Origin of the sequence: Streptomyces sp. NBC_00078 (assembly GCF_026343335.1) — a bacterium.
Classification (GTDB): domain Bacteria; phylum Actinomycetota; class Actinomycetes; order Streptomycetales; family Streptomycetaceae; genus Streptomyces.
On record NZ_JAPELX010000001.1, the window covers coordinates 2,142,731 to 2,167,476 of the forward strand.

Below are 24,746 nucleotides of genomic sequence, written 5' to 3' on the forward strand. Positions count from 1 at the left end.
GAGCGGTCGTGTTCATGATCGCCGGGGCAGTCTACGGGAAGCGGACGGCCAGGCGCCGCCTCGCTTCCCGAACCTCTGGCGGCGGTGTCACACCCGCCCGCGCAGCTCCCGGTACTTGGCGACCAGTGCCTTGCTGGACTCGTCCAGACCGGGAACCTCCGCCCCTTCGGTCAGCGCCGGCTCGACCCGCTTGGCCAGCACCTTGCCGAGCTCGACGCCCCACTGGTCGAACGAGTCGATGTTCCAGACCGCCCCCTGCACGAACACCTTGTGCTCGTACAGGGCGATCAGCTGGCCGAGCACGGACGGTGTCAGTTCACGCGCGAGGATCGTCGTGGTCGGGTGGTCGCCCTTGAAGGTCTTGTGCGGCACCAGCTCCTCGGGTACGCCCTCCGCCCGAACCTCGTCCGGCGTCCTGCCGAAGGCGAGGGCCTGCGTCTGCGCGAAGAAGTTGGCCATCAGCAGGTCGTGCTGCGCCTTGAGCCCGTCGCTCAGCTCGCCCACCGGCTCGGCGAAGCCGATGAAGTCCGCCGGGATCAGCTTCGTGCCCTGGTGGATCAACTGGTAGTAGGCGTGCTGCCCGTTGGTGCCCGGCGTGCCCCACACCACCGGCCCGGTCTGCCAGTCGACCTCCCGCCCGTCGCGGCCGACGTACTTGCCGTTGGACTCCATGTCCAGCTGCTGCAGATACGCCGTGAACTTGGACAGGTAGTGGCTGTACGGCAGCACGGCATGCGACTGGGCGTCGTGGAAGTTGCCGTACCAGATGCCCAACAGACCCAGCAGCAAAGGCACGTTGGACTCGGCGGGCGCCGACCTGAAGTGCTCGTCGACGAGCGCGAATCCGTCGAGCATCTCCCGGAAGCGGTCCGGGCCGATGGCGATCATCAGCGACAGGCCGATCGCCGAGTCGAAGGAGTACCGTCCGCCGACCCAGTCCCAGAACTCGAACATGTTGTCCGGATCGATGCCGAACCCGGTGACCTTCCCGGCGTTCGTCGACAGTGCCACGAAGTGCTGCGCGACGGCTTCCTGACCGGCCTTCAGCTCACGGAGCAGCCACTCGCGCGCCGAGGTCGCGTTCGTGATGGTCTCGATCGTGGTGAAGGTCTTGGAGGCGATGACGAACAGCGTCTCCTCCGCGTCCAGATCACGGGTGGCCTCGTGCAGGTCGGCGCCGTCGACGTTCGACACGAAGCGGACCGTGAGGTCGCGGTCGGTGAAGCTGCGCAGCACCTCGTACGCCATCGCCGGGCCGAGGTCGGAGCCGCCGATGCCGATGTTCACCACGTTCTTGATGCGCCTGCCGGTGTGGCCGGTCCAGGCGCCGGAGCGGACCCGCTCGGCGAAGCCGGCCATCTTGTCGAGGACGGCGTGCACATCAGGGACGACGTTCTCGCCGTCGACCTCGATCACCGCGTCGCGCGGAGCGCGCAGGGCGGTGTGCAACACGGCCCGGTCCTCGGTCGTGTTGATCTTCGCGCCACGGAACATGGCGTCCCGCAGGCCGAACACATCCGTGGCGGCGGCCAGCTCGCGCAGCAGCCGCAGGGTCTCGTCGGTGACCAGGTGCTTGGAGTAGTCGACGTACAGGTCGCCCACCTGGAGCGTGTAACCGGTGCCGCGGCCCGGGTCGGTGGTGAACAGCTCCCGCAGACCGGTGCCGGCGAGCTCCTCACGGTGCCTGGCCAGCGCGGTCCACTCGGGCGTCTGGTTGAGCCTGGTACGGCCGCCTGCGTTCATGTCCGACTTCAGCCTTCTTTCGTGCCTGTCCCAGCTGTTCCAACCTAATTGATCAGCGCGGGGCGTGAGCCGTCGTGGCGTCGTCGTCCGCCGCAACAACAGGTACGTCCCGCTTGCGGGCAGGTATCAGCGCGAGGATGGACAGGACGAAGAAGGCGGCGGTGAGCAGGGCCGGTGTGTTCGGACCCCAGGCGGTGGCGACGGCCCCGCCGAGCAGGGCGCCCACCGGGGCCCCGGCGACGGCCAGGGTACGGAAGGCCGAACTGACCCGGCCAAGCATGCCGGAGGGGGCGCGCTGCTGCATCAGCGTTGTGGTGTTGACGTTCCACACCATGCCCATGAAGCCGAAGACGGCGAGGGCGGCCGCCGTCACGGCCAGGCGGCGCACACTGCCCAGGACCACGAGGGCACCGATCTGCACCAGGCCGGCGAGCAGCACGGCCCGCATGGGCCCGAGCCGCGTGGCGACCCGCCCGCTCACCACTCCCCCGGCCAGGCCGCCGGCCGCGTACGCGGTGGTCACCGCCGCGTATCCGGAGATGCCGGCGTCCAGCCAGCCGGTCACCAGGATCACCAGCGTGGCGATCAGGGCGCCCATGCCGATGTTGCACAGCGCTGTGGCGGTGCACAGTCCACGCAGGGCCCGGTCGCGCCACAGGGTGCGCAGACCGTCCGCGATCTCCCGGCGCAGAGTGCTGCCCGCCGGTCTCGGCGCGCGCCCGGGGGCTTCGGTTCGCAGGGAGGCGACCAGCGCGGCGGCGAGCAGGAAGGTCCCCGCGTCGGCCGCGAAGGGAACGGCGGCCCCCGCGGCGATCAGCAGCGGCACCACGGGCGCCCCGACCAGACCGCCCGCGATCTGCTGCCCGGTCATCAGCCGTGCGTTGGCACGGCCGAGCGCCTCATGGTCGACTAGGGCGGGCAGCAGGGCCGTGGAGGCGTTGTCGAAGAGCGTCTGGAGGGTGGTCAGTACGAAGGCGAGCGCGATGAGCAGCGCGATCGAGGCGTGCCCGAGGGCGACGGCCACGGCGAAGACGGCGACGAGCAGCCCCCGTACCGCATCGACGGTCCACATGGCGCGCCGCTGGTCCACCCGGTCCGCGACCGCGCCGCCGAGCAGCCCGAAGACGATCCACGGCAGATAGCCACAGGCGGTCACCGACGCGATGAGCAGGGGCCTGCTCGTCAGTGAGGTGGCGAGCAGGGGCAGCGCCGCGCCGCGCAGCGCGTCCCCGAACCGGGAGACCACCGCGGCCGTGCACAGCCGCCCGAAACCCCCGCGCCACGCGGGCGCGTACGTGCCCGCCCCCTCGACCGTCGCCACGTCTCCCCCTCACGATTCGCCGATGCACAAACCGTAGAGGGCACCACTGACAATCGGTCCGCGGGCGGCCGTTCGCCGGTGACGTAAGGGGCCGCGAAAGGGGCCGATGACGAAACAACTCCGGCCAGGCACCCTGGGTACCCGGCCGGTCTCAACTCCTAGATCTCTCCCCGCAGTTTGGCGAGCGCCTCGGCGAGGATCGCCTCGCCGTCCGCGTCGCTGCGCCGCTCCCGGACGTACGCGAGGTGCGTCTTGTAGGGCTCGGTACGCGGCGGGTCCGGCGGGTTGTCCCGGTCCTGTCCGGCCGGGAAGCCGCAGCGCGGACAGTCCCAGGTCTCCGGAACCTGCGCATCGCTGGCGAAGCTGGGCTGCGTCTCGTGCCCGTTCGAGCACCAGAAGGAGATGCGCAGACGCGGCGCGGACTCGCCACGCTCGGCCTCGCCCATCGGCCCCGCCCCGACCCGGCTTCCTCGGATCGCGTTGCCACTTGCCACGGTCGTAACTCCCTGCGTGATGGTGCCGCGAAGCGAGTCGGCGTGTCGCTTCGTTGCGAGCGCCTCAGTCTACGTAAGGCCCAACGCGCGTCCAGTGATTGGAGTTACATCCCCTACATCCAGACGCAAGCCCCATGATAGGCCGCGCTCAGCTGCGCGTACCGAACATGGGGCCTTACGTGCGGAATCCAGGTGCTGTGTGTGCGTTGCTGCTCAGCTGTTCGTCTTCATGATGATGCCGAGCACGACAATGCACGCGAACCACAGCAGACCGATCACCACGGTGATGCGGTCGAGGTTGCGCTCGGCGACCGAGGAGCCGCCGACGGACGACTGCATGCCGCCACCGAACATGTCGGAGAGGCCGCCGCCCTTCCCCTTGTGCATCAGCACCAGCAGCATCATCAGCAGGCTGAAGACGATCAGGGCGATCGAGAACCCCAAAACCACGGCTGGACCAACTCTCTCGGATTCGGATGAACGACGGGGGCACGGTAGCTCCCTACCATGCCCCCGCAAGGGTACGACGGATCGCCGCTATGGCCTACTCACTGGTCGCGGAAGCGCACGATCTTGACGAACTCGTCCGCGTCCAGCGAGGCACCGCCGACCAGGGCACCGTCGATGTCGGCCTTCGCCATGATCTCGGCGACGTTGCCGGCCTTCACGGAGCCGCCGTACTGGATGCGCACCCGGTCGGCGAGCTCCTGGGTGTACAGCTCGGCGACCTTGCCGCGGATGGCGGCGCAGACCTCCTGGGCGTCGTCGGCGCCGCAGACCTTGCCGGTGCCGATGGCCCACACCGGCTCGTAGGCGATGACGATCGTCTCGGCCTGCTCGGCCGGGAGGCCCTTGAGGCCGCCCTCGACCTGGGCGAGCGTGTGCGTGACGTGGTTGCCCGCCTCGCGGACCTCCAGCTCCTCACCGACGCACAGGATCGGGGTCAGGCCGTGCTTGTAGGCGGCCTTGACCTTGGCGTTGACCAGTTCGTCGGTCTCGTTGTGGTACTGGCGGCGCTCGGAGTGGCCGATCGCCACGTACGTGCACTTCAGCTTGGCCAGCATCGAGCCGGAGATCTCGCCGGTGTAGGCGCCGGAGTCGTGCGCCGAGATGTCCTGGGAGCCGTACTTGATCTTGAGCTTGTCGCCGTCGACCAGGGTCTGCACGGAGCGCAGGTCGGTGAAGGGCGGCAGGACGGCCACCTCTACGGCCTCGTAGTCCTTGTCCGCGAGAGCGAAGGCGAGCTTCTGGACATGGGCGATGGCCTCAAGGTGGTTGAGGTTCATCTTCCAGTTGCCCGCCATCAGCGGCGTGCGCCCAGAAGAAATAGATGAAGCCATAAAGGTCAGTCCTCCAGTGCGGCGAGGCCGGGGAGCGTCTTGCCCTCGAGGTATTCGAGGGAGGCGCCGCCGCCGGTCGAGATGTGTCCGAACGCGTTCTCGTCGAAGCCCAGGAGGCGCACGGCCGCGGCGGAGTCGCCACCGCCGACGACCGTGAAGGCCGGGGAGTCGAGGAGGGCCTGGGCGACCGCCTTGGTGCCCTCGGCGAAATCGGGGTGCTCGAAGACGCCCATCGGGCCGTTCCAGAAGACGGTGGCGGCGTCGGTGATCTTCGAGGCGTACAGCTTGCGGGACTCCGGGCCGATGTCCAGGCCCATCTGGTCGGCGGGGATCGCGTCCGCGGCGACGGTGGTGGCGCCGGCCGAAGCCTTGGTCTTCAGGTCCGGGAACGCGGGACCGACCACCGCGTCGACGGGCAGGACCAGCTCGACGCCGGTCTTCTCCGCGCGCTCGACGTACTCCAGGACCGCCGGGATCTGGTCCTCCTGAAGGAGGGACTTGCCGATCTCGTAGCCCTTGGCCTTGAGGAAGGTGTACGCCATGCCGCCGCCGATGAGGATGCGGTCGGCCTTGCCGAGCAGCTGGTCGATGACGGCGAGCTTGTCGGAGACCTTGGCGCCGCCCAGGGCGACGACGTAGGGCCGCTTGACGTCGTCGGTGAGCTTCTTCAGGACGGCGACCTCGGTCGTGATGAGGTAACCGGCGGCGTGCGGCAGACGGGCCGGGAGGTCGAAGACCGAGGCGTGCTTGCGGTGCACCGCACCGAAGCCGTCCCCGACGTAGACGTCCGCGAGCTCGGCCAGCTGGTCCGCGAAAGCGCCGCGCTCGGCGTCGTCCTTGCTGGTCTCGCCGGCGTTGAAGCGCAGGTTCTCGATCACGGCGACCTGGCCGTCGGCGAGGCCCGCGACGGTGGACCCCGCGGAGTCACCGACCGTGTCGGTCGCGAACGCCACGTCCGCGCCGAGGAGTTCACCCAGGCGCGCGGCGGCGGGGGCAAGGGAGAAGGCCGGGTCGGGCGCGCCCTTGGGGCGGCCGAGGTGCGAGGCGACGACGACGCGCGCGCCGGCCTCAGCCAGGGCCTTCACGGTGGGCAGCACGGCGCGGATACGGCCGTCGTCGGTGATGGTGGTGCCGTCCAGCGGCACGTTGAGGTCGGCGCGGACGAAGACCCGCTTGCCGGCCACGCCTTCGGCGAGGAGTTCGTCGATCGTCTTCATTGCGAGGGCTCCCGAGGAGGACTTGTGGTGCTCGTGATCGTAAGAGGGCCGGTCCGTACGTGAGTCAGGGCCCGGGCGGCGCGTCGCTGCGCCGCCCGAGCCCTGCCGTCACATCAAGTGCCTGCTCTGTGGATCAGAGCTGGTTGCCGACGAAGACCGTGAGGTCGACGAGGCGGTTGGAGTAGCCCCACTCGTTGTCGTACCAGCCGAGGATCTTCACCGAGTTGCCCTCCTGGACCATGGTCAGGGAGGAGTCGAAGGTGCAGGAGGCCGGGTCGCTGACGATGTCCGAGGAGACGATCGGGTCCTCGGTGTAGGCCAGGTAGCCCTTGAGGTCGCCGTCCTCGGAGGCCTTCTTGAACGCGGCGTTGACCTCGTCCTTGGTGACCTCGCGCTGGAGCGTGACGACGAGGTCGGTGGCGGAACCGGTCGGGACCGGGACGCGCATCGCGATGCCGTCGAGCTTGCCCTTGAGCTGCGGGAGGACCAGGGCGGTGGCCTTGGCGGCACCGGTCGTGGTCGGGATGATGTTCTCGGCGGCGGCGCGGGCGCGACGCAGGTCCGAGTGCGGGAAGTCCAGGATGCGCTGGTCGTTGGTGTACGCGTGGACCGTCGTCATCAGGCCCTTGACGATGCCGAAGTTCTCGTCGAGGACCTTGGCCATCGGCGCCACACAGTTGGTGGTGCAGGAGGCGTTGGAGATGACGTGGTGGTTGGCCGCGTCGTACTTGTCCTGGTTGACGCCCATCACGATGGTGATGTCCTCGTCCTTGGCCGGAGCCGAGATGAGGACCTTCTTGGCGCCGCCCGCGATGTGCTTCTCGGCGTCGGCCTTCTTGGTGAAGATGCCGGTCGACTCGATGACGATGTCGACGCCGAGGTCGCCCCACGGGATGTCGGCGGGGTTGCGCTCGGAAAGGACCTTGATGGTCTTGCCGTCGACCGTGATGGTGTCGGCGGTGTGGGAGACCTCGTGCTTGAGGCGGCCCAGGATGGTGTCGTACTTCAGCAGGTGAGCGGTGGTCGCTGTGTCACCCAGGTCGTTGACAGCCACGATCTCGATGTCTGCACCCTGCTCCAGCAGCGCGCGGAAGTAGTTGCGACCGATACGACCGAAGCCGTTGATGCCTACGCGGATCGTCACGAACCGATCTCCTCGTTGGTACGCCGGCTATGCGGTGCCGGCGAGCTCTGTTTGGGATGTCCCCGACCAACCCCGACCCTACCTCCCTGCGGGCCCCGCGGTGACATCGAGATGCCGCATACACGGGCAGGCGGTCCGTACCCGCCAGTAGGGGTACGGACCGCCCGGCTCGAAAGTTCTGATCACTCTTTCTGACTACGGAGTGCTAGTCATCGTTGACCAGGTGTTTCAGCCTCGGAGAGCCGCGAGTGCCTTCTTGACGAGGATGTTGCGATCCGCGGCCGCGGGGACGTGCTCCAGGCCGAAACCCAGCAGCACGCTCCGGTCGGTGGTGACCGCTCCGTAGGTCTTGAACAGTGCTCCGGAGCGCACCCAGTCCCTGAGCACGGCCGGGCTGCCCGCGGGCGGTCCGCTCACGCTCCAGGCGCCGAGCGACGTCTCGAAGCCCTCGGTCTGCGTCGCCGCGCCGCCGACGACGAGCGAGGCCTCGTCGGCGAGGACACCGTGGCCGCCCGTGCCGGGGTCGGTGACATAGCTGATGGAGACCTCGACGGACTTTCCTGCGTAGGCGCTCAGGTCGTAGTTGACCTGCTGCCAGCCGCTGGAGGCGCCGGTGAGGCTGTTCCAGGAACCGCTGGTGCCGCTCGCGGTGCAGCCGCCGGAGGCGACGGTGAGGTAGTGCTTGAGCCACGGGTGCTCTTTCACCAGGAAGCCCGCCTCGCACTCCGCCGGCACCTTCTGGCTGGTGGCGCCGCCTGCCTCCGGCAACGTCGTCCAGTCGTCTGCGCCGGTGGTGTGCGCCTCGACGATCACGTGGTCGTAGCCGGGTTCGGTGTCCCACAGCAGCCGGCTGCGCAGGGCGGGCTGTTCGGCGGCGGTGACGCCGGTGAGGTCGACGGTGCGGGTGAGGCGCTTGTAGGAGTCGTCGGTGTGGACGGCCGCGGCCATGGAGGAGCCCGCGTACGGCGCGTACGGGTCGACGGTCCCGGCGAACCGGCCCGCGCCCGCGCTCGCGAACTGCGGATAGGTGCCGGCGGGCAGTTCCTCGGAGGTGACGCTGTAGGTGCCCGCCTTGTCGAGCGGGTTGCCGGGCGCCGCACCGAGCGCACCACTGAAGCCGTCGAGCCTGCCGGAACCGGTCATGCCGGTCGCCCCGGGCGTCGATGTACGCGAATAGGCGCCCAGGTAGTACTGGCTGAAGTCGTTCGACAGGGTGCCGCCGCCGAGATCGACGTTGCCGCCGGCCTGCTCGCCCGCCTCGATCAACTTGCCGCCCTCGTTGAGGAAGGCGCGCAGCTGCAGCTGGGTGGCGTTGCCGGGGACGCTCGCGCCGGTGTAGTGGACGACCGTTGTGAAGTGCTTGAGCACGCCGAGCGCGTCGGGCGCGCCCTGGGTGGCGACGTCCCAGACGATCGCCTTGCGGCCGTTCGCCTTCAGCGCGTCCACGTACGTCTGCGCCTGCGTGGCGGCCGTGCCCTCCTCGGCGACGACGAGGGTGTCGGCCACTGGCCGCTGGGCGACGGTGTAGGTGAAGTGCCCGCTGGAGACCTTCTTGCCGCTCTTCGTCTTCCCGGTGGACCAGACCTCGACCTTGTCGCCCGGGTCGCCGTCCTTGACCTTGGCCCGGTACTCGTCGAAGTACAGGTTGTCCGCACCGCCGTAGGTCTCGCCGCCCTTCCAGGACTTGAGCGCCACGTCCTTGGTACGGCCGTCGTCGACGCGGTATTTGAGCTTCTTGTCGCGGACGGCCTTGCGTACGACGACGGAGACCTCCTGGTCGGCGCCGCGGGAGTACGAGGTGGAGAACGTCGCCGGGGTGAAGTCGGCGGCGCTCAGGCCGAGCGAGGAGGACGGCGTGTCGGGGTGCGGGGCGGTCTCGGCGACTGACAGTGCGAACGGGACGTTCTTCGCGAACTCCGCCTGGATCAGCTTCTCGTCGTCCGGGAAGTTGAAGACGGACTGGCAGTCGGCCGCGTTCCACTGGTCGCCCGGGTCGGCGTTCGAGGCGGTCTGGCACGTCGACATCTCGGGGGTGAACATCGACATGCCGTTGACGTTCCCGGCGTGACCGTCCGCCTCGCCGTTGGTCGTGTACAGCTCCGAGGAGACCTGCGGGTGGTAGCCGGGGATCGCGGAGTTGTCCGGCGAACCGGCGAGGGCCTTGTAGACGACGTCGTCCGGGGTCGGCGTGGCGACCTGCCAGCCGACGCCGTAGAGCAGGAGTTCGGCGGCGGAGTGGTAGTTGATGGCGTACGTGAAGCCGATCCGCTTCTCGAAGGCGTCGAGCGCCTTGGTCTCGGGCTCGGAGCCGGGGCTCGCGCCGCGATAGGTCTCACTGGTCGGGTTGGGCGAGGAACCCTCGTCGTCGTAGCCCCACTTGTAGGCGAAGTTGCGGTTGAGGTCGACGCCGTCGCCGGTGGAGATGACACCGTCGCCGTTGACGTCCCGCAGGTTCTTGCGCCACAGGCGGGTGTCGGAGTTCTGGAACGTGTAGTCGTAGCCGTCCGGGTTGGCGGAGATCACGAACCACAGCTCGGTCGAGTCGACGATCTTCCTGATGCGTTTGTCCGTCTTGTAGTTGTCCAGGTAGTAGTGCATCAGCCGGCGGGTCATCTCCGGCGTGATCCACTCGCGCGCGTGCTGGTTGGACATGTAGAGAACGGAGGGCTTCGAGCCGTCCTTGGACTTCTTCGCCCCCTTGGTCAGTTTGACCGCGAGGATGTCCTGGCCGCCCACCGTCCTGCCGATGGAGACGACCTTGGTGAGGTTCGGGTTCTCCCGCCCGGTCCGGACGATCTCCTCCTTGAGTCCACCACTTCCGCCGTACGGGCGGAACACGCCCTGAGCGGCCGCGTCGACGCGCTTCTCCGCCTTGGCCGAAAGCGTGTGCTCGGTGAGGTCGACGCCCTGTTTCTCCAGCTTGTGGGCCTGCTGGTCGGTCAGATAGACCTCGACCGATGCGGTGCCCTTGTCCGGGAGCTCACCGAGTTCGTGGCTGTCCTGCCCGGCCGCCAGCAGCAGGGGTACCTGCCTGGCGGTGACGTCGGCGCGAAAGACCCTGACCTCGTTGGGGTCGGATCCCTGCGAACTTCCGTTCTGCGCATGGGCGATGGGTGCGAGGCTCGCTCCGCCGATCAGGAGCGCGCCGGCAGCGAGGATCGATCTCGCTCTAGGTCTCATGAACCCCCCTAGCAGTGGTCCGCCACAGTAGGCGAACTGCTGCCAGGTTCATGACACTCCATGATCGAGTCAAGGGTGCCCCATGACAGACGAACGCCGGTGGCGACGCCCCAACAGGGCGTCGGCACCGGCGTGTTGAGCGATCCTTCGCGCCGTCAGCCGACGAGGTGGTCGGCCATTTCCTCGGTGATGCTGGACTCCGTGCCGGGAATGCCGATGTCGGAGGCGCGCTTGTCGGCCATCGCGAGCAGCCGGCGGATACGGCCCGCGACAGCGTCCTTCGTCAGCGGCGGGTCGGCGAGCGCGCCCAGCTCCTCCAGCGAGGCCTGCTTGTGGTCCATGCGCAGACGCCCGGCGGCCGCGAGGTGCTCGGGGACCTCCTCGCCGAGGATCTCCAGGGCACGCTGGACACGGGCACCGGCCGCGACCGCGGCGCGGGCGGAGCGGCGCAGGTTGGCGTCGTCGAAGTTGGCGAGCCGGTTCGCCGTCGCCCGCACCTCGCGGCGCATCCGGCGCTCCTCCCAGGCCAGCACCGACTCGTGCGCGCCGAGGCGGGTGAGCAGGGCGCCGATCGCGTCGCCGTCACGGACGACCACGCGGTCCACTCCGCGCACCTCACGGGCCTTGGCGGCGATCGACAGACGGCGGGCGGCGCCGACCAGGGCGAGGGCGGCCTCGGGCCCGGGGCAGGTCACCTCCAGGGAGGACGAGCGGCCGGGCTCCGTCAGCGAGCCGTGCGCGAGGAAGGCCCCGCGCCACGCGGCCTCCGCGTCGCAGGTGGCCCCCGAGACCACCTGCGGGGGCAGACCGCGGATCGGGCGGCCCCGGCCGTCCACCAGGCCGGTCTGCCGGGCCAGCTGATCACCTCCGGCGACGACACGGACGACGTAGCGCGAACCGCGCCGCAGTCCGCCCGGTGCCATCACGATCAGTTCGGAACTGTGGCCGAAGATCTCCAGGATGTCCCGTTTCAGGCGCCGGGCCGCCATCGCGGTGTCCAGCTCCGCCTCGATCACGATCCGCCCGCTGACCAGGTGGAGGCCGCCGGCGAACCGCAGAATGGCGGAGACCTCCGCCTTCCTGCAGCAGGTCCGGGTGACGGGGAGCCGGGAGATCTCGTCCTTCACCGCTGCCGTCATCGCCATGGGCCGATCCTTCCATGCATCCGAAAAATACGGTCGTACGCGGCGGCCAGCAGCTCCGGGTCGTGCCGAGGGGTTCCGTCCCTCCGGGCCACCGGCGCCAGCTCGACCGCGGCTCCGAGTCGCTTGGCAGCTTCGGTGAGCACGTCGCGGTCGGGCACGGCGGCCTCGTCGGCCAGCACCACGTCCAGGGCGAGTTTAGGGGCGTGTCGTCCCAAAACCTCCAAATGACGCTGCGGTGAGAAGCCTTCGGTTTCTCCGGGCTGCGGGGCGAGGTTCAGCGGGAGCACTCGGCGCGCCTTGGTCTCGATGAGTGCGTCCAGCAGATCGGGCACGAGGAGGTGCGGGATGACCGAGGAGAACCAGGAGCCGGGGCCGAGAACCACCCAGTCGGCGTCCAGGACCGCCTCCACGGCCTCGGGGACCGCCGGCGGGTCGTGCGGCACGAGGTGCACGGACTGCACCTCGCCGGGCGTGAGCGCCACGGTCGCCTGGCCGCGCACTGTCTCGACGTCCTCGGGCCGCTCCGGGACATGCCCCTTGACCAGTGCCTGCAGTTCCAGGGGTACGGCGGACATGGGCAGCACCCGCCCGTGCGCTCCGAGCAGCTTGCCGACCAGGTCGAGGGCCTGGACGTGATCGCCGAGCTGTTCCCAGAGAGCGACGATCAGGAGGTTGCCGACGGCGTGCTCGTGCAGGTCGCCCTTGGACTGGAAGCGGTGCTGGATGACCCGGGCCCAGGTCTGGCCCCAGTCGTCGTCGCCGCACAGCGCGGCCAGCGCCTTGCGCAGGTCGCCGGGCGGCAGGACGCCCAGCTCGTCGCGCAGACGTCCGCTGGAGCCGCCGTCGTCGGCCACGGTGACGACGGCGGTGAGGTCGCCGGTGATCCGGCGCAGTGCGGCGAGCGACGCGGACAGGCCCATGCCGCCGCCGAGGGCGACCACCTTGGGCTGGGCGCCGCGTCGGCGGGGCCTGGCACCGCGGGTCTCGACCGGCCGGCTCACACGCCCCTCGGGCATCGTCCGGCGCAGCCTGCTCAGCCGCGAGGAACGTCCTGTCATTCCCGTCCCATGTCCCGGTGCACGACCACCGTCTCCACACCCTCGGCCACGAGGCGCGCGGCGAGCTTCTCCGAGGTGGCGACCGAGCGGTGCTTGCCGCCGGTGCAACCGATGGCGATGGTCACGTAACGCTTGCCCTCGCGGCGGTAGCCGGCCGCGATGAGCCGGAGCAGTTCGGCGTACCGGTCGAGGAACTCCTTGGCGCCGGGCTGGTTGAAGATGTACGCCGACACCTCCTCGTTGAGGCCGGTGAAGGGGCGCAGCTCCGGGACCCAGTGCGGGTTGGGCAGGAACCGCATGTCCGCGACCAGGTCGGCGTCGACCGGGAGGCCGTACTTGAAGCCGAAGGACATGACGGTGGCCCGCAGCTCCGGCTCCTGATCGCCGGCGAACTGGGCGTCCATCTTGGCTCGCAGCTCGTGCACGTTCAGGCTGGAGGTGTCGATCACCAGGTCGGCGTCGCCGCGCAGCTCGCGCAGCAGTTCGCGCTCGGCCGCGATGCCGTCGACGATGCGGCCGTCGCCCTGGAGGGGGTGCGGGCGTCGTACCGACTCGAAGCGGCGCACCAGGGCCTCGTCCGAGGACTCCAGGAAGACGATCCGCCGGGTGACGTGCTTGGACTCCAGGTCGGCGAGTGAGTCGCGGAGGTTGTCGAAGAAGCGGCGGCCGCGGACGTCGACGACGACCGCGATCCTGGCCACGTTGCCCTGCGAGCGGGCGCCGAGTTCCACCATGGTGGGGATCAGGGCGGGCGGCAGGTTGTCGACGACGAACCAGCCGAGGTCCTCAAGACACTTGGCTGCCGTCGACCTGCCCGCACCGGACATGCCGGAGATGATCACCAGCTCGGGGATGGCCGACTCGGGCACCCCGGGTGTTTCGCTGCCCGTACTCACCTGTGCTCCGTCTCCGGCTGGGGTCTGTTGCCCGTCGTGCTCGTTCACATTCATGTCTCCTGCCCCCGTCGTTCGTCCGGGGCGCCCATCGTCACGGGCTCCCCACTGGAACCCATGGTGCCGGATTCCTCCTCCATGATCTCTCCAGTCGCCGTGTTCACGGCGGGCGCGGCCGGGACCGCCTGGGCGAGGGCCGCGGCGATGGTCTCGGCCGTCTTGCGGCCTATACCGGGGACCTCGCAGATCTGGTCGATGGTGGCGGATCGCAGTTTCTTCAACGAACCGAAGTGCTTGAGAAGTGCCTGCTTGCGGGTGTCTCCGAGGCCCGGCACGTCGTCCAGGGGGCTCGACCGGAAGCGCTTGGCCCGCTTGGTGCGCTGGTAGGTGATCGCGAAGCGGTGGGCCTCGTCGCGGACGCGCTGCAGCAGGTAGAGGCCCTCGCTGGTGCGGGGCAGGACCACCGGGTCGTCGTCGTCCGGCAGCCACACCTCCTCCAGACGCTTGGCGAGGCCGCACACCGCGACATCGTCGATGCCGAGCCCGTCGAGGGCCCTCTTGGCGGCCGCGACCTGGGGCTGCCCGCCGTCGACGACGACGAGCTGCGGCGGGTAGGCGAACTTCTTGGGCCTGCCTTCCTCGTCCTTGAGGCCGTTGCCGGGATCACCGTCGACGTGGTTGTCCTGGCCCTCGTCGACCCACTCGCCGGTCTTCTCCTTCTCGACGAGGTACCGCTTGAAGCGGCGGGTGATCACCTCGTGCATGGAGCGGACGTCGTCCTGACCTTCGAAGCCCTTGATCTGGAAGCGGCGGTACTCGCTCTTGCGCTGCAGACCGTCCTCGAAGACGACCATGGACGCCACGACGTCGTCGCCCTGGAGGTGCGAGATGTCGTAGCACTCGATCCTCAGGGGTGCGCTGTCCAGGTCGAGGGCGTCGGCGATCTCCTCCAGGGCGCGCGAGCGCGTCGTCAGGTCGGAGGCGCGTTTGGTCTTGTGCAGCACCAGCGACTGCTGCGCGTTGCGCTCCACCGTCTCCATCAGGGCCTTTTTGTCGCCGCGCTGCGGGATGCGCAGGGAGACGCCCGAGCCCCGGCGCTCGGCGAGCCACTGCTGGACGGGCTCGACCGGGTCGGGCAGGGCGGGGACGAGGACCTCCTTGGGGACGGAGTCGCCCTTCTCCTCGCCGTACAGCTGCTGCAGCGCGTGCTCGACGAGGGCGCCGGTGGTGATCTCCTCGACCTTGTCGGTGACCCAGCCGCGCTGGCCACGCACGCGTCCGCCGCGGACGTGGAAGATCTGGACCGCCGCCTCGAGCTCGTCCTCGGCGACCGCGATCAGGTCGGCGTCGGTCGCGTCGGCGAGCACGACCGCGCTCTTCTCCATGGCCTTCTTCAGGGCCCCGATGTCGTCGCGCAGGCGGGCCGCCCGCTCGTACTCCATGTCCTCGGCCGCCTGGGTCATCTGCTTCTCCAGGCGGCGGAGGTACGTCCCCGTGCGGCCGGCCATGAAGTCGCAGAACTCCTCGGCCAGTTCGTCGTGCTCCTCGGCCGAGACGCGGCCGACGCAGGGCGCCGAGCACTTGCCGATGTAGCCGAGCAGACAGGGCCGGCCGGTGCGCGCGGCGTTCTTGAAGACGCCGGCCGAGCAGGTGCGCACGGGGAAGACGCGCAGGAGGAGGTCCACGGTGTCACGGATCGCCCACGCGTGTCCGTACGGCCCGAAGTAGCGCACGCCCTTGCGCTTGTGGCCGCGCATCACCTGGACGCGCGGAAATTCCTCGTTCATGGTCACCGCGAGGTACGGGTAGCTCTTGTCGTCGCGGTACTTGACGTTGAACCGGGGGTCGAACTCCTTGATCCAGGAGTACTCCAGCTGCAGGGCCTCGACCTCTGTGGACACCACGGTCCACTCCACGGACGCGGCCGTGGTGACCATCGTCCGGGTGCGCGGGTGCAGGTTCGTCAGGTCCTGGAAGTAGTTCGCCAGGCGCTGGCGCAGGCTCTTCGCCTTTCCGACGTAGATCACCCGGCGGTGCTCGTCGCGGAACCTGTACACCCCCGGAGAGTCCGGGATCGCACCCGGCCTGGGGCGGTAGCTGGAGGGATCGGCCATGTCTCACACCCTACTGGCGAGGGCTGACACTGCGGCCGGCCTGTGGACAACCCCGCTGCGGGGACTACCGGAACTCGAGGAACGTGAGAACGGCCAGGCCGGCCAGGACGCTGCGGTCGTCGTCGGTGTCCCCGGTGCGGCGGAGTTTGCCCAGGATGCTGCGGACGTGTTTCCCGGCAGTTCCCTCGGTGACCCACGGCCTGCGGCCCATGCCCGCGTTCGAGCGGCCCTCCGCCATCAGGGCCGGGACCCCGCGCGCCCGGGCACTGAGGTGGGACACGGGTCGTCGGGCCGGTTGGCCGCGAACAGCCCAGCCACCAGCGACGGGTCTCCTCAGGGGCCGGTGGGCGGGTGGTGCTGGTGGTGCTGGTGGTCGGCCTGGTCCTTGTCGATGGCCTGGACCGCCCGGCCGAGCGCGGCCCTGACGGGCGCCCGGTCCAGGACGATCTTCGCGAGGGCGCGGCAGGGGGCGGGCGCTGTTCGGGCAGCTTGACGAGTTCGACTCGGACTTGTTTCAGCGCCTTGCCCAAGGCGCGGAAGACACCGGGCGACACCACCTGCGACGGCCGGATCGACGTTCCTGCAGAAGTCCGGCCTGTCGGCGCGGGCGATCAAGGAGGTGCTCGGCGACGAAGGGACGACCCGACCGGCCCGAGAGAGCCGATCGCGTCTCGGCCAGGAGTACGCGGCTGTTGGGCGTCAGGTGTTGTCGGGACTTGGTCAACACGCTTCAATGCGGGGGAACTCGGGGCCGTGAACGACGGCGTACGGATGGGAAGACGCCCCGGCGCCGACGGGGTGGCCCCGGCAGACAGCACGAACCCGGCCCGACCAGCCGTAGCGAGCATTCACAGAAAGGCCCCTGCATGCCGCACGCCACACAGCACGCGGACGTCGCCACCGCGGAACTGGACTCGGCCCTGCGGGGTGGCCCATTCCACGCCGCGCTGCGTGCCGCGATCGCCGCCCGTGGGCTGCCGCTGCAGCGCGTGCAGCACCATCTGTCGCGCTACGGGGTCAAGGTTGGCGTCACCAGCCTGAGTTACTGGCAGCAGGGTGCCCGGCGACCGCAGCGCCCCGAGTCCCTGCGGGCCGTGCGGGCGCTGGAGGAGATCCTCCAGCTGCCGGAGGAGTCCCTGATCCGGCTGCTCGCCGAGACCGACGAAGGCCCGTCCGCACAACGGGCCTCGGGCCGTTCCTACCGCTCCCTCGTGGAGGCGTCGGGCGTCCTGGAACGGCTGCTGGCAGAACTGGGCTCGCCCCTGGACAGCGGGCTGCACACCCTGGGGCATCACGAGCGGATACGGATCGGATCGCACCGCGAGCTGGCGGGGCGCGAGTCCCACCACATCGTGCGCGCCCACAAGGACGGCGTCGACCGCTTCGTGGCCGTCCACCACGGCGACCCGGGGTGCGCTCCGGAACGCATGGGGGTGCACGCGCTGGAGAACTGCCGTACGGGACGCACACGCGTGCACCACGAGACCGGTGTGCTCGTCGCCGAGCTCCTCTTCGACACCCGCCTACGGGCCGGCGACACCTTCCTGTTCCGCTACGGCATCGAGGACGGCACCGCGGGTGTGTGCCGCGAGTACGTGCGCAGCTTCGGGCCGGCGGGCGGGCAGTACGCGCTCCAGGTGCGCTTCGACGAGCAGGCCCTGCCGTCCCAGTGCCACCGCTTCGCCCAGCACTCTCCGGCGGCTCCACGCAGCGGACGCCAGGAACTCGCCCTCACTGGACGCCACCACTCGGTCCACCTCGTCGAGCCCCGGGTGCGGTCGGGGATCGTGGGGATCGGCTGGGACTGGGAGTGAGCCGGACGTAAGGGGCCGGGCCGGCTCACGCAGAGTTCCCGGGTGAGGGACGCCCGCAGGCGCACGGTCGGTGACGTAAACGTTTGCGCAAGCGTTTACGTCCGCCCTCGAATGGGATACCGTCCCGGCCTGAAGGCACGCTCTGCCGGCGGAGGGCCACGGTCCAGGAGGGGGTACGTCATGGCCACCATGGCCGATGTCGCTCGGAGCGCCGGCGTCTCCGTCGCGACCGTCTCGCACGTCCTGAACGACACCCGGCCCGTCCTCCCTCACACCCGCCAGGCCGTCATGGACGCCGTCGACCGGCTCGGCTACAGCCCGAACACCCTCGCCCGCTCCCTGGTGACCTCGTGCACCCGGTCCATCGGTCTCGCGGTGTCGGCGATCAGCAACCCGTACTTCACGGAGATCCTCCAGGGTGTCGAGGCGACCGCCCTGGAACATGGCTACAGCCTCCTCATCGCCGATCCGCACGACGACCCGGAGCACGAGCGCAAGGTCGTCCAGCTGCTGCACGAACGCCGAGTCGACGGCATGATCGTCGCCCCGTCCGCGGACCCGAGCGAACTCGTCGCCTATCTGGGCCGGCACGGCGTCCCGGCCGTTTTCCTCGACCGCCGTGTGGACTCCCCCGCCGACGGGACACCGCGCTACGACCAGGTCTGTACCGAGAGCACCGAGCCGACCGCCCGGCTGGTCACCCATCTCGCCGAGCTCGGCCACCGCCGGATCGCCCTGGTCGCCGGCGCGCCCGGGTTCAGCACCACCCGCGAACGCATCGCCGGATATTGCAGCGGCCTCGCCGCCTCCGGGCTCCTCCGCGACGAACACCTCGTGGTGCACGGCAACTCCGAGTCCGCCGGCGCCGAACGTGCCACTGCGCAGCTCCTCTCCCTCACCGACCCGCCCACCGCGCTCGTCACCGCCAACAATGCGATGACCATCGGCGCACTGCGTGCGCTGCGGGAACGCGGCCTGTCCGTGCCCGGTGACATCGCCTTGTGCTGCTTCGACGACTTCGCCTGGGCGGACCTGTTCTCGCCCCGGCTCACCGCCGTGGCCCAGCCCAGCAGGGAGCTGGGCGCCGAGGCGGTGCGGGTCCTCCTGGAACGCCTCGCCTCCCCTGACCGCCCCGCCCGCACTCTGCGACTCCCCTGCACCTTGGTCCACCGCACCTCGTGCGGTTGTCCGGAGGGGTCGGTGCAGTTCGAGCCGCCGCTATTCGCACGTCCCGAACAGCCTGCGCCGCGCGGGGAGTTCGAGGAGGACGAGGCCTCGAAGGCCGAAGGGGCCGAGTGTGAGAAGACCGCAGAGTTCGAGAAACCCGAGTAGTTCGAGAAAGGAACCGTCTCGTGATCGTCGTCGCCGGTGAGGCTCTGATCGACCTGGTACCGCACGGCACGGGTGCCCTCGCGGACCTGAAACCAGCACTCGGCGGCGGCCCGTTCAACACGGCCCTGGCCCTCGGACGACTCGGCTCCCCCACTGCCTTCTGCTCCCGCACCTCGCACGACGCCTTCGGCGAGGCGCTGCTCGACCGGCTCCGGGAAGCGCGCGTGGATGTCTCGGCCGTGCAGCGCGGTCCGGAGCCGACCACGCTTGCCCTCGCCACGCTCGACGGGAACGGCTCGGCCGCCTACTCCTTCTATGTCGAGGGCACCGCCGACCGGCTGTTCGCGACACCACAGGCGCTGCCCGCCGGGACACGAGCCGTGTCCTTCGGCACCTGCTCGCTCGTCCTGGAGCCCGGCGCCACCGCCTACGAGAGCCTGATGCGGACCGCTGCCGCCCAGGGCGTCTTCACCGCGCTCGACCCCAACATCAGGACGGGGCTGATCCCTGATGCGGACGCCTACCGGGCCCGCTTCACGAGCTGGCTGCCCTCGGTGGCGCTGCTCAAGCTCTCCGAGGAGGACGCCCTCTGGCTGGGCGGCACCCCGCGCGAGTGGCTGGCCGCCGGACCCGCGGCGGTCGTGATCACCCATGGCGGGGACGGGCTGACCGCCTTCACCCGGGGCGGAGCGGTGCACGCCGTGCCGGGCGAGAAGGTCGACGTGGTGGACACCATCGGTGCCGGTGACACCGTGAACGCCGCTCTCCTGCATGGTCTGGCCGCCCAGGGCGCCCTGTCCGCCGAGGCGCTCCTGGGACTGGGCGCCGACGGCTGGACGAGGCTGCTGCGATTCGCGGCGCGCGCAGCCGCGATCACCTGCTCCCGGGCAGGGGCAGAGCCGCCGTACGCCTCCGAACTCGGGGACTGGTAAGGGGTGTTCGGCTTTCCATCACTAATTCCACTGTTCAGGTGTCAAGGTGCGTCGTAGCCGCGGATCAGGCGGCTGATCTCGCAACGAGCGGCGCCCCGCGGGGAGTTCCCGCGGGGCGCCGCACATTTCCGGATTGTTCAGGCTTTCCGCGCCCGCGTCGTCTTCTTCGCGGGTGCCGCCTTCTTCGTGGCACCGACCGCCTTCTTGGTGGCCGTGCTGTCGGCGGTCCTGGCCGTCGTCGTCCTCTTCGCCGTCGACTTGGCTGCGACGGTCTTGTTCGGCGCGACCGTCTTCTTGGCCGCGACGGTCTTCCTGGCCGTCGTCTTGCGCGGGGCCGGTACCGGAGCCGCGTCGCTGATCCGGTCGGCGCCGAGGATCTCCCTCAGGAACTTGCCGGTGTGGCTCGTGGAGACCCCGGCGACCTCCTCGGGTGTGCCCTCGGCGACGACGAGTCCGCCGCCGGCACCGCCCTCGGGGCCCATGTCGACGACCCAGTCGGCGGTCTTGACCACGTCGAGGTTGTGCTCGATGACGATCACCGTGTTGCCCTTGTCGACCAGGCCGGACAGGACCGTCAGCAGCTTGCTGATGTCCTCGAAGTGCAGACCGGTGGTCGGCTCGTCCAGGACGTAGACGGTACGGCCGGTGGAGCGGCGCTGCAGCTCACTGGCGAGCTTGACGCGCTGCGCCTCGCCGCCGGAGAGGGTGGTCGCGGACTGGCCGAGCCTGACGTAGCCGAGACCGACGTCCTTGAGGGTGTTGAGGTGGCGGGCGATCGCAGGGACGGCCTCGAAGAAGTCCGTCGCCTCCTCGATCGGCATGTTCAGGACCTCGGCGATGGACTTGCCCTTGTAGTGGACCTCCAGGGTCTCCCGGTTGTAGCGGGCGCCGTGGCAGACCTCGCACGGGACGTACACGTCCGGGAGGAAGTTCATCTCGATCTTGATCGTGCCGTCGCCCGCGCAGTTCTCGCAGCGACCGCCCTTGACGTTGAAGGAGAAGCGGCCGGGCAGGTAGCCGCGGACCTTCGCCTCGGTGGTCTCCGCGAACAGCTTGCGGACGTGGTCGAAGACGCCGGTGTACGTGGCCGGGTTGGAGCGCGGGGTGCGGCCGATGGGCGACTGGTCGACGTGTACGACCTTGTCAACGAGGTCGTCGCCGTCCACGCGCGTGTGCCGCCCGGGCACACTGCGGGCGCCGTTGAGCTCGCGGGCCAGGTGTGTGTACAGGATGTCGTTGACCAGCGTCGACTTGCCGGAGCCCGACACACCCGTCACGGCCGTGAACACGCCCAACGGGAACGAGACGTCGATGTCCTGGAGATTGTTCTCCCGCGCGCCGTGCACCGTGAGCCGACGTGTCGGGTCTTGCGGGCGCCGGATCTCGGGCAGCGGGATCGACTTCTTGCCCGACAGGTACTGGCCGGTCATCGACTCGGCGTTGGCGAGCAGTTCCTTCAGTGAGCCGCTGTGCACGACCTTGCCGCCGTGCTCACCCGCGCCGGGACCGATGTCGACGATCCAGTCGGCGATCTTGATGGTGTCCTCGTCGTGCTCGACGACGATGAGCGTGTTGCCCATGTCGCGCAGCCGGACCAGAGTCTCGATCAGCCGGTGGTTGTCGCGCTGGTGCAGGCCGATGGACGGCTCGTCGAGGACGTACAGGACGCCGACGAGGCCGGAGCCGATCTGGGTGGCCAGACGGATGCGCTGGGCCTCGCCGCCGGAGAGAGTGCCGGCCGCGCGATTCAGCGAGAGGTAGTCCAGGCCGACGTCGACCAGGAACCGCAGCCGTTCATTGACCTCCTTCAGCACGCGCTCGGCGATCTTCTTGTCGCGGGCGTTGAGCTTCAGCTCGCCCAGGAAGCCCGCGCAGTCACTGATGGACATGCCGGAGACCTCGGCGATCGACTTCCCCATGATCGTGACCGCGAGGACGATCGGCTTGAGGCGCGTGCCCTGACAGGTGGGGCAGGGCACCTCGCGCATGTAGCCCTCGAAGCGCTCGCGGCTGGCGTCGCTCTCGGACTCGCTGTGCCGGCGCTTCACGAAGGGGACGGCGCCTTCGAAGGGCGTCGTGTACACGCGCTCGCGTCCGTACCTGTTCCGGTAGCGGACCTCGATCTGTGTCTTGTGGCCGTGGAGGAGTGCCTTCCTGGCGCGCTGCGGCAGGCCGGCGAAGGGGATGTCCGTCCGGAATCCCAAGGCGTCCGCCAGGGCTCCGATCAGCCGGCCGAAGTAGTCCTTGGTGTGGCCGTGGGACCAGGGGTGGATGGCACCCTCGTCGAGGGACTTGTCCTCGTCCGGGACGATCAGCTCGGGGTCGACCTCCATGCGCGTGCCGATGCCGGTGCAGTCGGGGCAGGCGCCGAAGGGCGAGTTGAAGGAGAAGGAGCGCGGCTCCAGCTCCTCGAAGGACAGGTCGTCGTACGCGCAGTACAGGTGCTCGGAGTACATGCGCTCGCGCTCGGGGTCGTCCTCGGGCAGGTCGACGAAGTCCAGCACGACCATGCCGCCGGACAGCCCGAGGGCGGTCTCGACGGAGTCGGTGAGGCGGCGCTTGGCGGAGTCCTTCACCGTGAGGCGGTCGACGACCACCTCGATGGTGTGCTTCTCCTGCTTCTTCAGCGTGGGCGGGTTGGAGAGCTGGACGGTCTCGCCGTCCACGCGCGCACGGCTGTAACCCTTGGTCTGCAGGTCGCCGAAGAGGTCGACGAACTCTCCCTTGCGCTCGCGCACGAGCGGCGACAGCACCTGGAAGCGGCTCCCCTCCGGCAGCTCCAGGACCTTGTCGACGATGGCCTGCGGCGACTGGCGCGAGATCGGACGCCCGCACTCGGGACAGTGCGGCTTGCCGATGCGCGCGAAGAGCAGACGCAGGTAGTCGTAGACCTCGGTGATGGTGCCGACCGTCGAGCGCGGGTTGCGCGAGGTCGACTTCTGGTCGATGGAGACGGCCGGGGAGAGACCTTCGATGAAGTCGACGTCCGGCTTGTCCATCTGGCCGAGGAACTGACGGGCGTACGAGGAGAGCGACTCCACATAGCGCCGCTGCCCCTCGGCGAAAATGGTGTCGAAGGCCAGCGAGGACTTGCCCGACCCCGACAGGCCCGTGAAGACGATGAGCGAGTCGCGCGGCAGGTCGAGCGAGACATTCTTGAGGTTGTGCTCGCGCGCGCCACGGACGATGAGACGGTCGGCCACGCCGGTCCGCACCTTTCTTGAGAGAAGTGACAGGGGCGAGGCCCCCGTGCTTTCTCAGACTAGGGGGAGCCACTGACAACGCCGGTCGGATTCCGGGATGCATAACAATCCCCGCCCATCCAGCATGCCCGACGCCACTCCCGACCATATAGCACGTGCTTTCGATTTACGGCACGGCTTCACCACCTTCACCCAAAGGTGTGGCGGGGCTAGGGTCAGCACCATGATTGATCACGGTCATGACCTGGCGTCTGTACGTGACGCGACCGACCGGCTGCTCACTGCAGCCGCCAAACTGGACAACGCCTCGGCGGCCGGACCGTCACGGCTCCCCGGCTGGACCCGCGGCCACGTCCTCGCCCACCTCGCCCGCAACGCGGACGCCCTCGTGAACGTCCTCCGGGGGCGCCCCATGTACGCCTCCGGAGAAGCCCGCGACGCCGACATCGAGCGGGACGCCCCGCGCCCGATCGACGTCCAGCTCGCCGACCTGCGCGAGAGCGCGGCCCGCTTCCAGGAAACCGGAGCCGCACCCGCGGACTGGTCGCGCACGGTGGAGCTGCGCAACGGGGTCACCGACTCGGCATCCAGTGTGCCGTTCCGTCGATGGGCCGAGGTGGAGCTGCACCACGTGGACCTCGGCATCGGGTACGAGCTGGAGGATGTGCCGACGGAGTTCTCGCAGCGGGAGATCGACTTCCTCGCCGCGCGCTTCTCGGGGCACCCCGAGGTGACCGCCGCACGTCTTACGGACGGCACACGCGCGTGGCGGACGGGCCGGGAGGCGAGGGAGCCGGATGTCAGCGTCTCGGGCCCGGCGCCCGAACTGCTCGGCTGGCTCGCCGGACGCCGCGACGGCTCCGCGCTGACCGTGGAGGGCGGCTCACTGCCGGCGCTTCCCCCGCTGTGACCTCGCCTCCGATGACGGGGGACCAGGGTGCGCTCGCCGCCGATGACGGGGGGACCGGGGTGCGCTCCCCCGCTATAGGCTGGCGGCCATGACGTACAGCGGACAGGTTACGGTCGGCGGCCCGGCGGATGTGCACGAGCTGAAGGACCTGATGATCACCAAGATCGCGGTCGGCCCGATGGACAACAACGCCTATCTGCTGCGCTGCCGGGCCACCGATGAGCAGCTGCTGATCGACGCCGCCAACGACGCGGACACGTTGCTCGGCATGATCGGTGACGACGGCATCGCCTCCGTCGTCACGACGCATCAGCACGGCGACCACTGGCAGGCGCTCGCCCGGGTCGTCACGGCCACCGGCGCCCGCACGTACGCGGGGCGGGACGACGCCACCGGCATCCCCGTGCCGACCGACGTCCTCGTCGATGACGGCGACACGGTCCGGGTAGGGCGCGTGGAGCTGACCGCGCGCCATCTGGTCGGGCACACGCCGGGCTCGATCGCCCTCGTGTACGACGACCCGCACGGGCATCCTCATGTGTTCACGGGAGACTGCCTCTTCCCCGGGGGTGTCGGCAACACCCGTAAGGACCCGAAGGCGTTCGCCAGCCTGATGGACGACGTCGAGACGAAGATCTTCGGCGCGCTCCCCGACGAGACGTGGGTCTACCCGGGGCACGGCAACGACACGACCCTGGGCGCGGAACGACCGCATCTGCCGGAGTGGCACGCGCGCGGGTGGTGAACACCGTCGGGCGGGGCCGCGCAGGAGTTGCCTGCGCCCCGCGCGCGGTTCACCGCACACGCCCCGTGTGAACCGTTCACACACGCCGGAGCCAAGTGCACGCTCCCGGCGCACCTTGTTGCGCAGTCAACTGGAAACAGCCCCGCACAGGATGACGGCTC

General features: G+C 69.5%; 19 protein-coding genes. 5 read left to right on the plus strand and 14 right to left on the minus strand.

All coding sequences use genetic code 11. From position 1 onward, the window contains the following. Positions 1 to 87 precede the first annotated feature (87 nt). The 13 genes from pgi to OOK07_RS10080 all read right to left on the minus strand — a co-directional run bounded on the left by pgi (position 88) and on the right by OOK07_RS10080 (position 15,929). A complete protein-coding gene (pgi, locus tag OOK07_RS10020; protein WP_266795998.1) occupies positions 88 to 1,743 on the minus strand; it encodes a glucose-6-phosphate isomerase in 1,656 nt (551 codons plus the stop codon). Positions 1,744 to 1,795: 52 nt separating this feature from the next. After that, complete coding sequence (locus tag OOK07_RS10025) at positions 1,796 to 3,064, minus strand: MFS transporter (RefSeq protein ID WP_266795999.1); 1,269 nt, start codon at positions 3,062 to 3,064, stop codon at positions 1,796 to 1,798. A gap of 158 nt (positions 3,065 to 3,222) precedes the next feature. Continuing rightward, positions 3,223 to 3,558, minus strand: coding sequence for an RNA polymerase-binding protein RbpA (locus OOK07_RS10030; RefSeq protein WP_003976875.1), 336 nt, complete (start codon positions 3,556 to 3,558; stop codon positions 3,223 to 3,225). Between the two features lie 213 nt (positions 3,559 to 3,771). Beyond that, positions 3,772 to 4,002 (minus strand): preprotein translocase subunit SecG, encoded by a 231-nt coding sequence (gene secG, locus OOK07_RS10035; protein WP_266520156.1) that lies wholly within the window; start codon positions 4,000 to 4,002, stop codon positions 3,772 to 3,774. Between the two features lie 104 nt (positions 4,003 to 4,106). Beyond that, on the minus strand, positions 4,107 to 4,862 hold the full coding sequence (gene tpiA / locus OOK07_RS10040; RefSeq protein WP_266683426.1) for a triose-phosphate isomerase: 756 nt from the start codon (positions 4,860 to 4,862) through the stop codon (positions 4,107 to 4,109). Positions 4,863 to 4,903: 41 nt separating this feature from the next. Beyond that, positions 4,904 to 6,115, minus strand: coding sequence for a phosphoglycerate kinase (locus tag OOK07_RS10045; RefSeq protein ID WP_266678901.1), 1,212 nt, complete (start codon positions 6,113 to 6,115; stop codon positions 4,904 to 4,906). 133 nt (positions 6,116 to 6,248) lie between these two features. After that, on the minus strand, positions 6,249 to 7,259 hold the full coding sequence (gene gap / locus OOK07_RS10050; RefSeq protein WP_266512237.1) for a type I glyceraldehyde-3-phosphate dehydrogenase: 1,011 nt from the start codon (positions 7,257 to 7,259) through the stop codon (positions 6,249 to 6,251). A 228-nt stretch (positions 7,260 to 7,487) separates the two neighbouring features. Then, a complete protein-coding gene (locus OOK07_RS10055) occupies positions 7,488 to 10,439 on the minus strand; it encodes a M14 family metallopeptidase (protein ID WP_266796001.1) in 2,952 nt (983 codons plus the stop codon). Between the two features lie 155 nt (positions 10,440 to 10,594). Continuing rightward, a complete protein-coding gene (whiA, locus tag OOK07_RS10060) occupies positions 10,595 to 11,584 on the minus strand; it encodes a DNA-binding protein WhiA (protein ID WP_266512242.1) in 990 nt (329 codons plus the stop codon). Beyond that, positions 11,575 to 12,642, minus strand: coding sequence for a gluconeogenesis factor YvcK family protein (locus tag OOK07_RS10065; protein WP_266678905.1), 1,068 nt, complete (start codon positions 12,640 to 12,642; stop codon positions 11,575 to 11,577). The genes whiA and OOK07_RS10065 overlap by 10 nt, the downstream gene beginning before the upstream one ends. Next, on the minus strand, positions 12,639 to 13,592 hold the full coding sequence (rapZ, locus tag OOK07_RS10070; protein ID WP_266678907.1) for an RNase adapter RapZ: 954 nt from the start codon (positions 13,590 to 13,592) through the stop codon (positions 12,639 to 12,641). The genes OOK07_RS10065 and rapZ overlap by 4 nt, the downstream gene beginning before the upstream one ends. Next, positions 13,589 to 15,649: an excinuclease ABC subunit UvrC gene (uvrC, locus tag OOK07_RS10075; protein ID WP_266678909.1), complete on the minus strand. Its 2,061-nt coding sequence runs from the start codon at positions 15,647 to 15,649 to the stop codon at positions 13,589 to 13,591. Before uvrC ends, rapZ begins: the two co-directional genes overlap by 4 nt. A gap of 64 nt (positions 15,650 to 15,713) precedes the next feature. Then, positions 15,714 to 15,929 carry a helix-turn-helix domain-containing protein gene (locus OOK07_RS10080; protein WP_266796004.1) on the minus strand — a complete coding sequence of 72 codons (216 nt, stop codon included), beginning with the start codon at positions 15,927 to 15,929 and terminating at the stop codon, positions 15,714 to 15,716. Between the two features lie 586 nt (positions 15,930 to 16,515). On the opposite strand from OOK07_RS10080, the gene OOK07_RS10085 reads away from it, so the two are divergent. From OOK07_RS10085 to OOK07_RS10095, 3 genes are all read left to right on the plus strand, one after another. After that, complete coding sequence (locus tag OOK07_RS10085; protein ID WP_266796005.1) at positions 16,516 to 17,463, plus strand: hypothetical protein; 948 nt, start codon at positions 16,516 to 16,518, stop codon at positions 17,461 to 17,463. A 180-nt stretch (positions 17,464 to 17,643) separates the two neighbouring features. Next, a complete protein-coding gene (locus OOK07_RS10090; RefSeq protein ID WP_266796007.1) occupies positions 17,644 to 18,795 on the plus strand; it encodes a LacI family DNA-binding transcriptional regulator in 1,152 nt (383 codons plus the stop codon). Positions 18,796 to 18,815: 20 nt separating this feature from the next. Next, a complete protein-coding gene (locus OOK07_RS10095; protein ID WP_266796008.1) occupies positions 18,816 to 19,727 on the plus strand; it encodes a carbohydrate kinase family protein in 912 nt (303 codons plus the stop codon). A 137-nt stretch (positions 19,728 to 19,864) separates the two neighbouring features. Here OOK07_RS10095 and uvrA read toward each other — a convergent pair whose 3' ends face one another. Continuing rightward, positions 19,865 to 22,930 (minus strand): excinuclease ABC subunit UvrA, encoded by a 3,066-nt coding sequence (gene uvrA / locus OOK07_RS10100; protein ID WP_266678919.1) that lies wholly within the window; start codon positions 22,928 to 22,930, stop codon positions 19,865 to 19,867. 223 nt (positions 22,931 to 23,153) lie between these two features. Between uvrA and OOK07_RS10105 the strand changes: the two genes are divergently transcribed. Next, positions 23,154 to 23,840 (plus strand): maleylpyruvate isomerase family mycothiol-dependent enzyme, encoded by a 687-nt coding sequence (locus tag OOK07_RS10105; RefSeq protein ID WP_266678921.1) that lies wholly within the window; start codon positions 23,154 to 23,156, stop codon positions 23,838 to 23,840. A gap of 88 nt (positions 23,841 to 23,928) precedes the next feature. Beyond that, complete coding sequence (locus OOK07_RS10110; protein WP_266678923.1) at positions 23,929 to 24,585, plus strand: MBL fold metallo-hydrolase; 657 nt, start codon at positions 23,929 to 23,931, stop codon at positions 24,583 to 24,585. Positions 24,586 to 24,746: the final 161 nt, after the last annotated feature.

Excerpts from the sequence above, each read along its gene's own strand:
- OOK07_RS10105 (WP_266678921.1), top strand. The coding sequence starts at position 23,154 with ATGATTGATCACGGTCATGACCTGGCGTCTGTACGTGACGCGACCGAC.
- uvrC (WP_266678909.1), bottom strand. The coding sequence starts at position 15,649 with ATGGCCGATCCCTCCAGCTACCGCCCCAGGCCGGGTGCGATCCCGGAC.
- rapZ (WP_266678907.1), bottom strand. The coding sequence starts at position 13,592 with ATGAATGTGAACGAGCACGACGGGCAACAGACCCCAGCCGGAGACGGA.
- OOK07_RS10110 (WP_266678923.1), top strand. The coding sequence starts at position 23,929 with ATGACGTACAGCGGACAGGTTACGGTCGGCGGCCCGGCGGATGTGCAC.
- pgi (WP_266795998.1), bottom strand. The coding sequence starts at position 1,743 with ATGAACGCAGGCGGCCGTACCAGGCTCAACCAGACGCCCGAGTGGACC.
- tpiA (WP_266683426.1), bottom strand. The coding sequence starts at position 4,862 with ATGGCGGGCAACTGGAAGATGAACCTCAACCACCTTGAGGCCATCGCC.
- OOK07_RS10055 (WP_266796001.1), bottom strand. The coding sequence starts at position 10,439 with ATGAGACCTAGAGCGAGATCGATCCTCGCTGCCGGCGCGCTCCTGATC.
- OOK07_RS10085 (WP_266796005.1), top strand. The coding sequence starts at position 16,516 with ATGCCGCACGCCACACAGCACGCGGACGTCGCCACCGCGGAACTGGAC.
- OOK07_RS10090 (WP_266796007.1), top strand. The coding sequence starts at position 17,644 with ATGGCCACCATGGCCGATGTCGCTCGGAGCGCCGGCGTCTCCGTCGCG.
- OOK07_RS10045 (WP_266678901.1), bottom strand. The coding sequence starts at position 6,115 with ATGAAGACGATCGACGAACTCCTCGCCGAAGGCGTGGCCGGCAAGCGG.
- OOK07_RS10065 (WP_266678905.1), bottom strand. The coding sequence starts at position 12,642 with ATGACAGGACGTTCCTCGCGGCTGAGCAGGCTGCGCCGGACGATGCCC.
- whiA (WP_266512242.1), bottom strand. The coding sequence starts at position 11,584 with ATGGCGATGACGGCAGCGGTGAAGGACGAGATCTCCCGGCTCCCCGTC.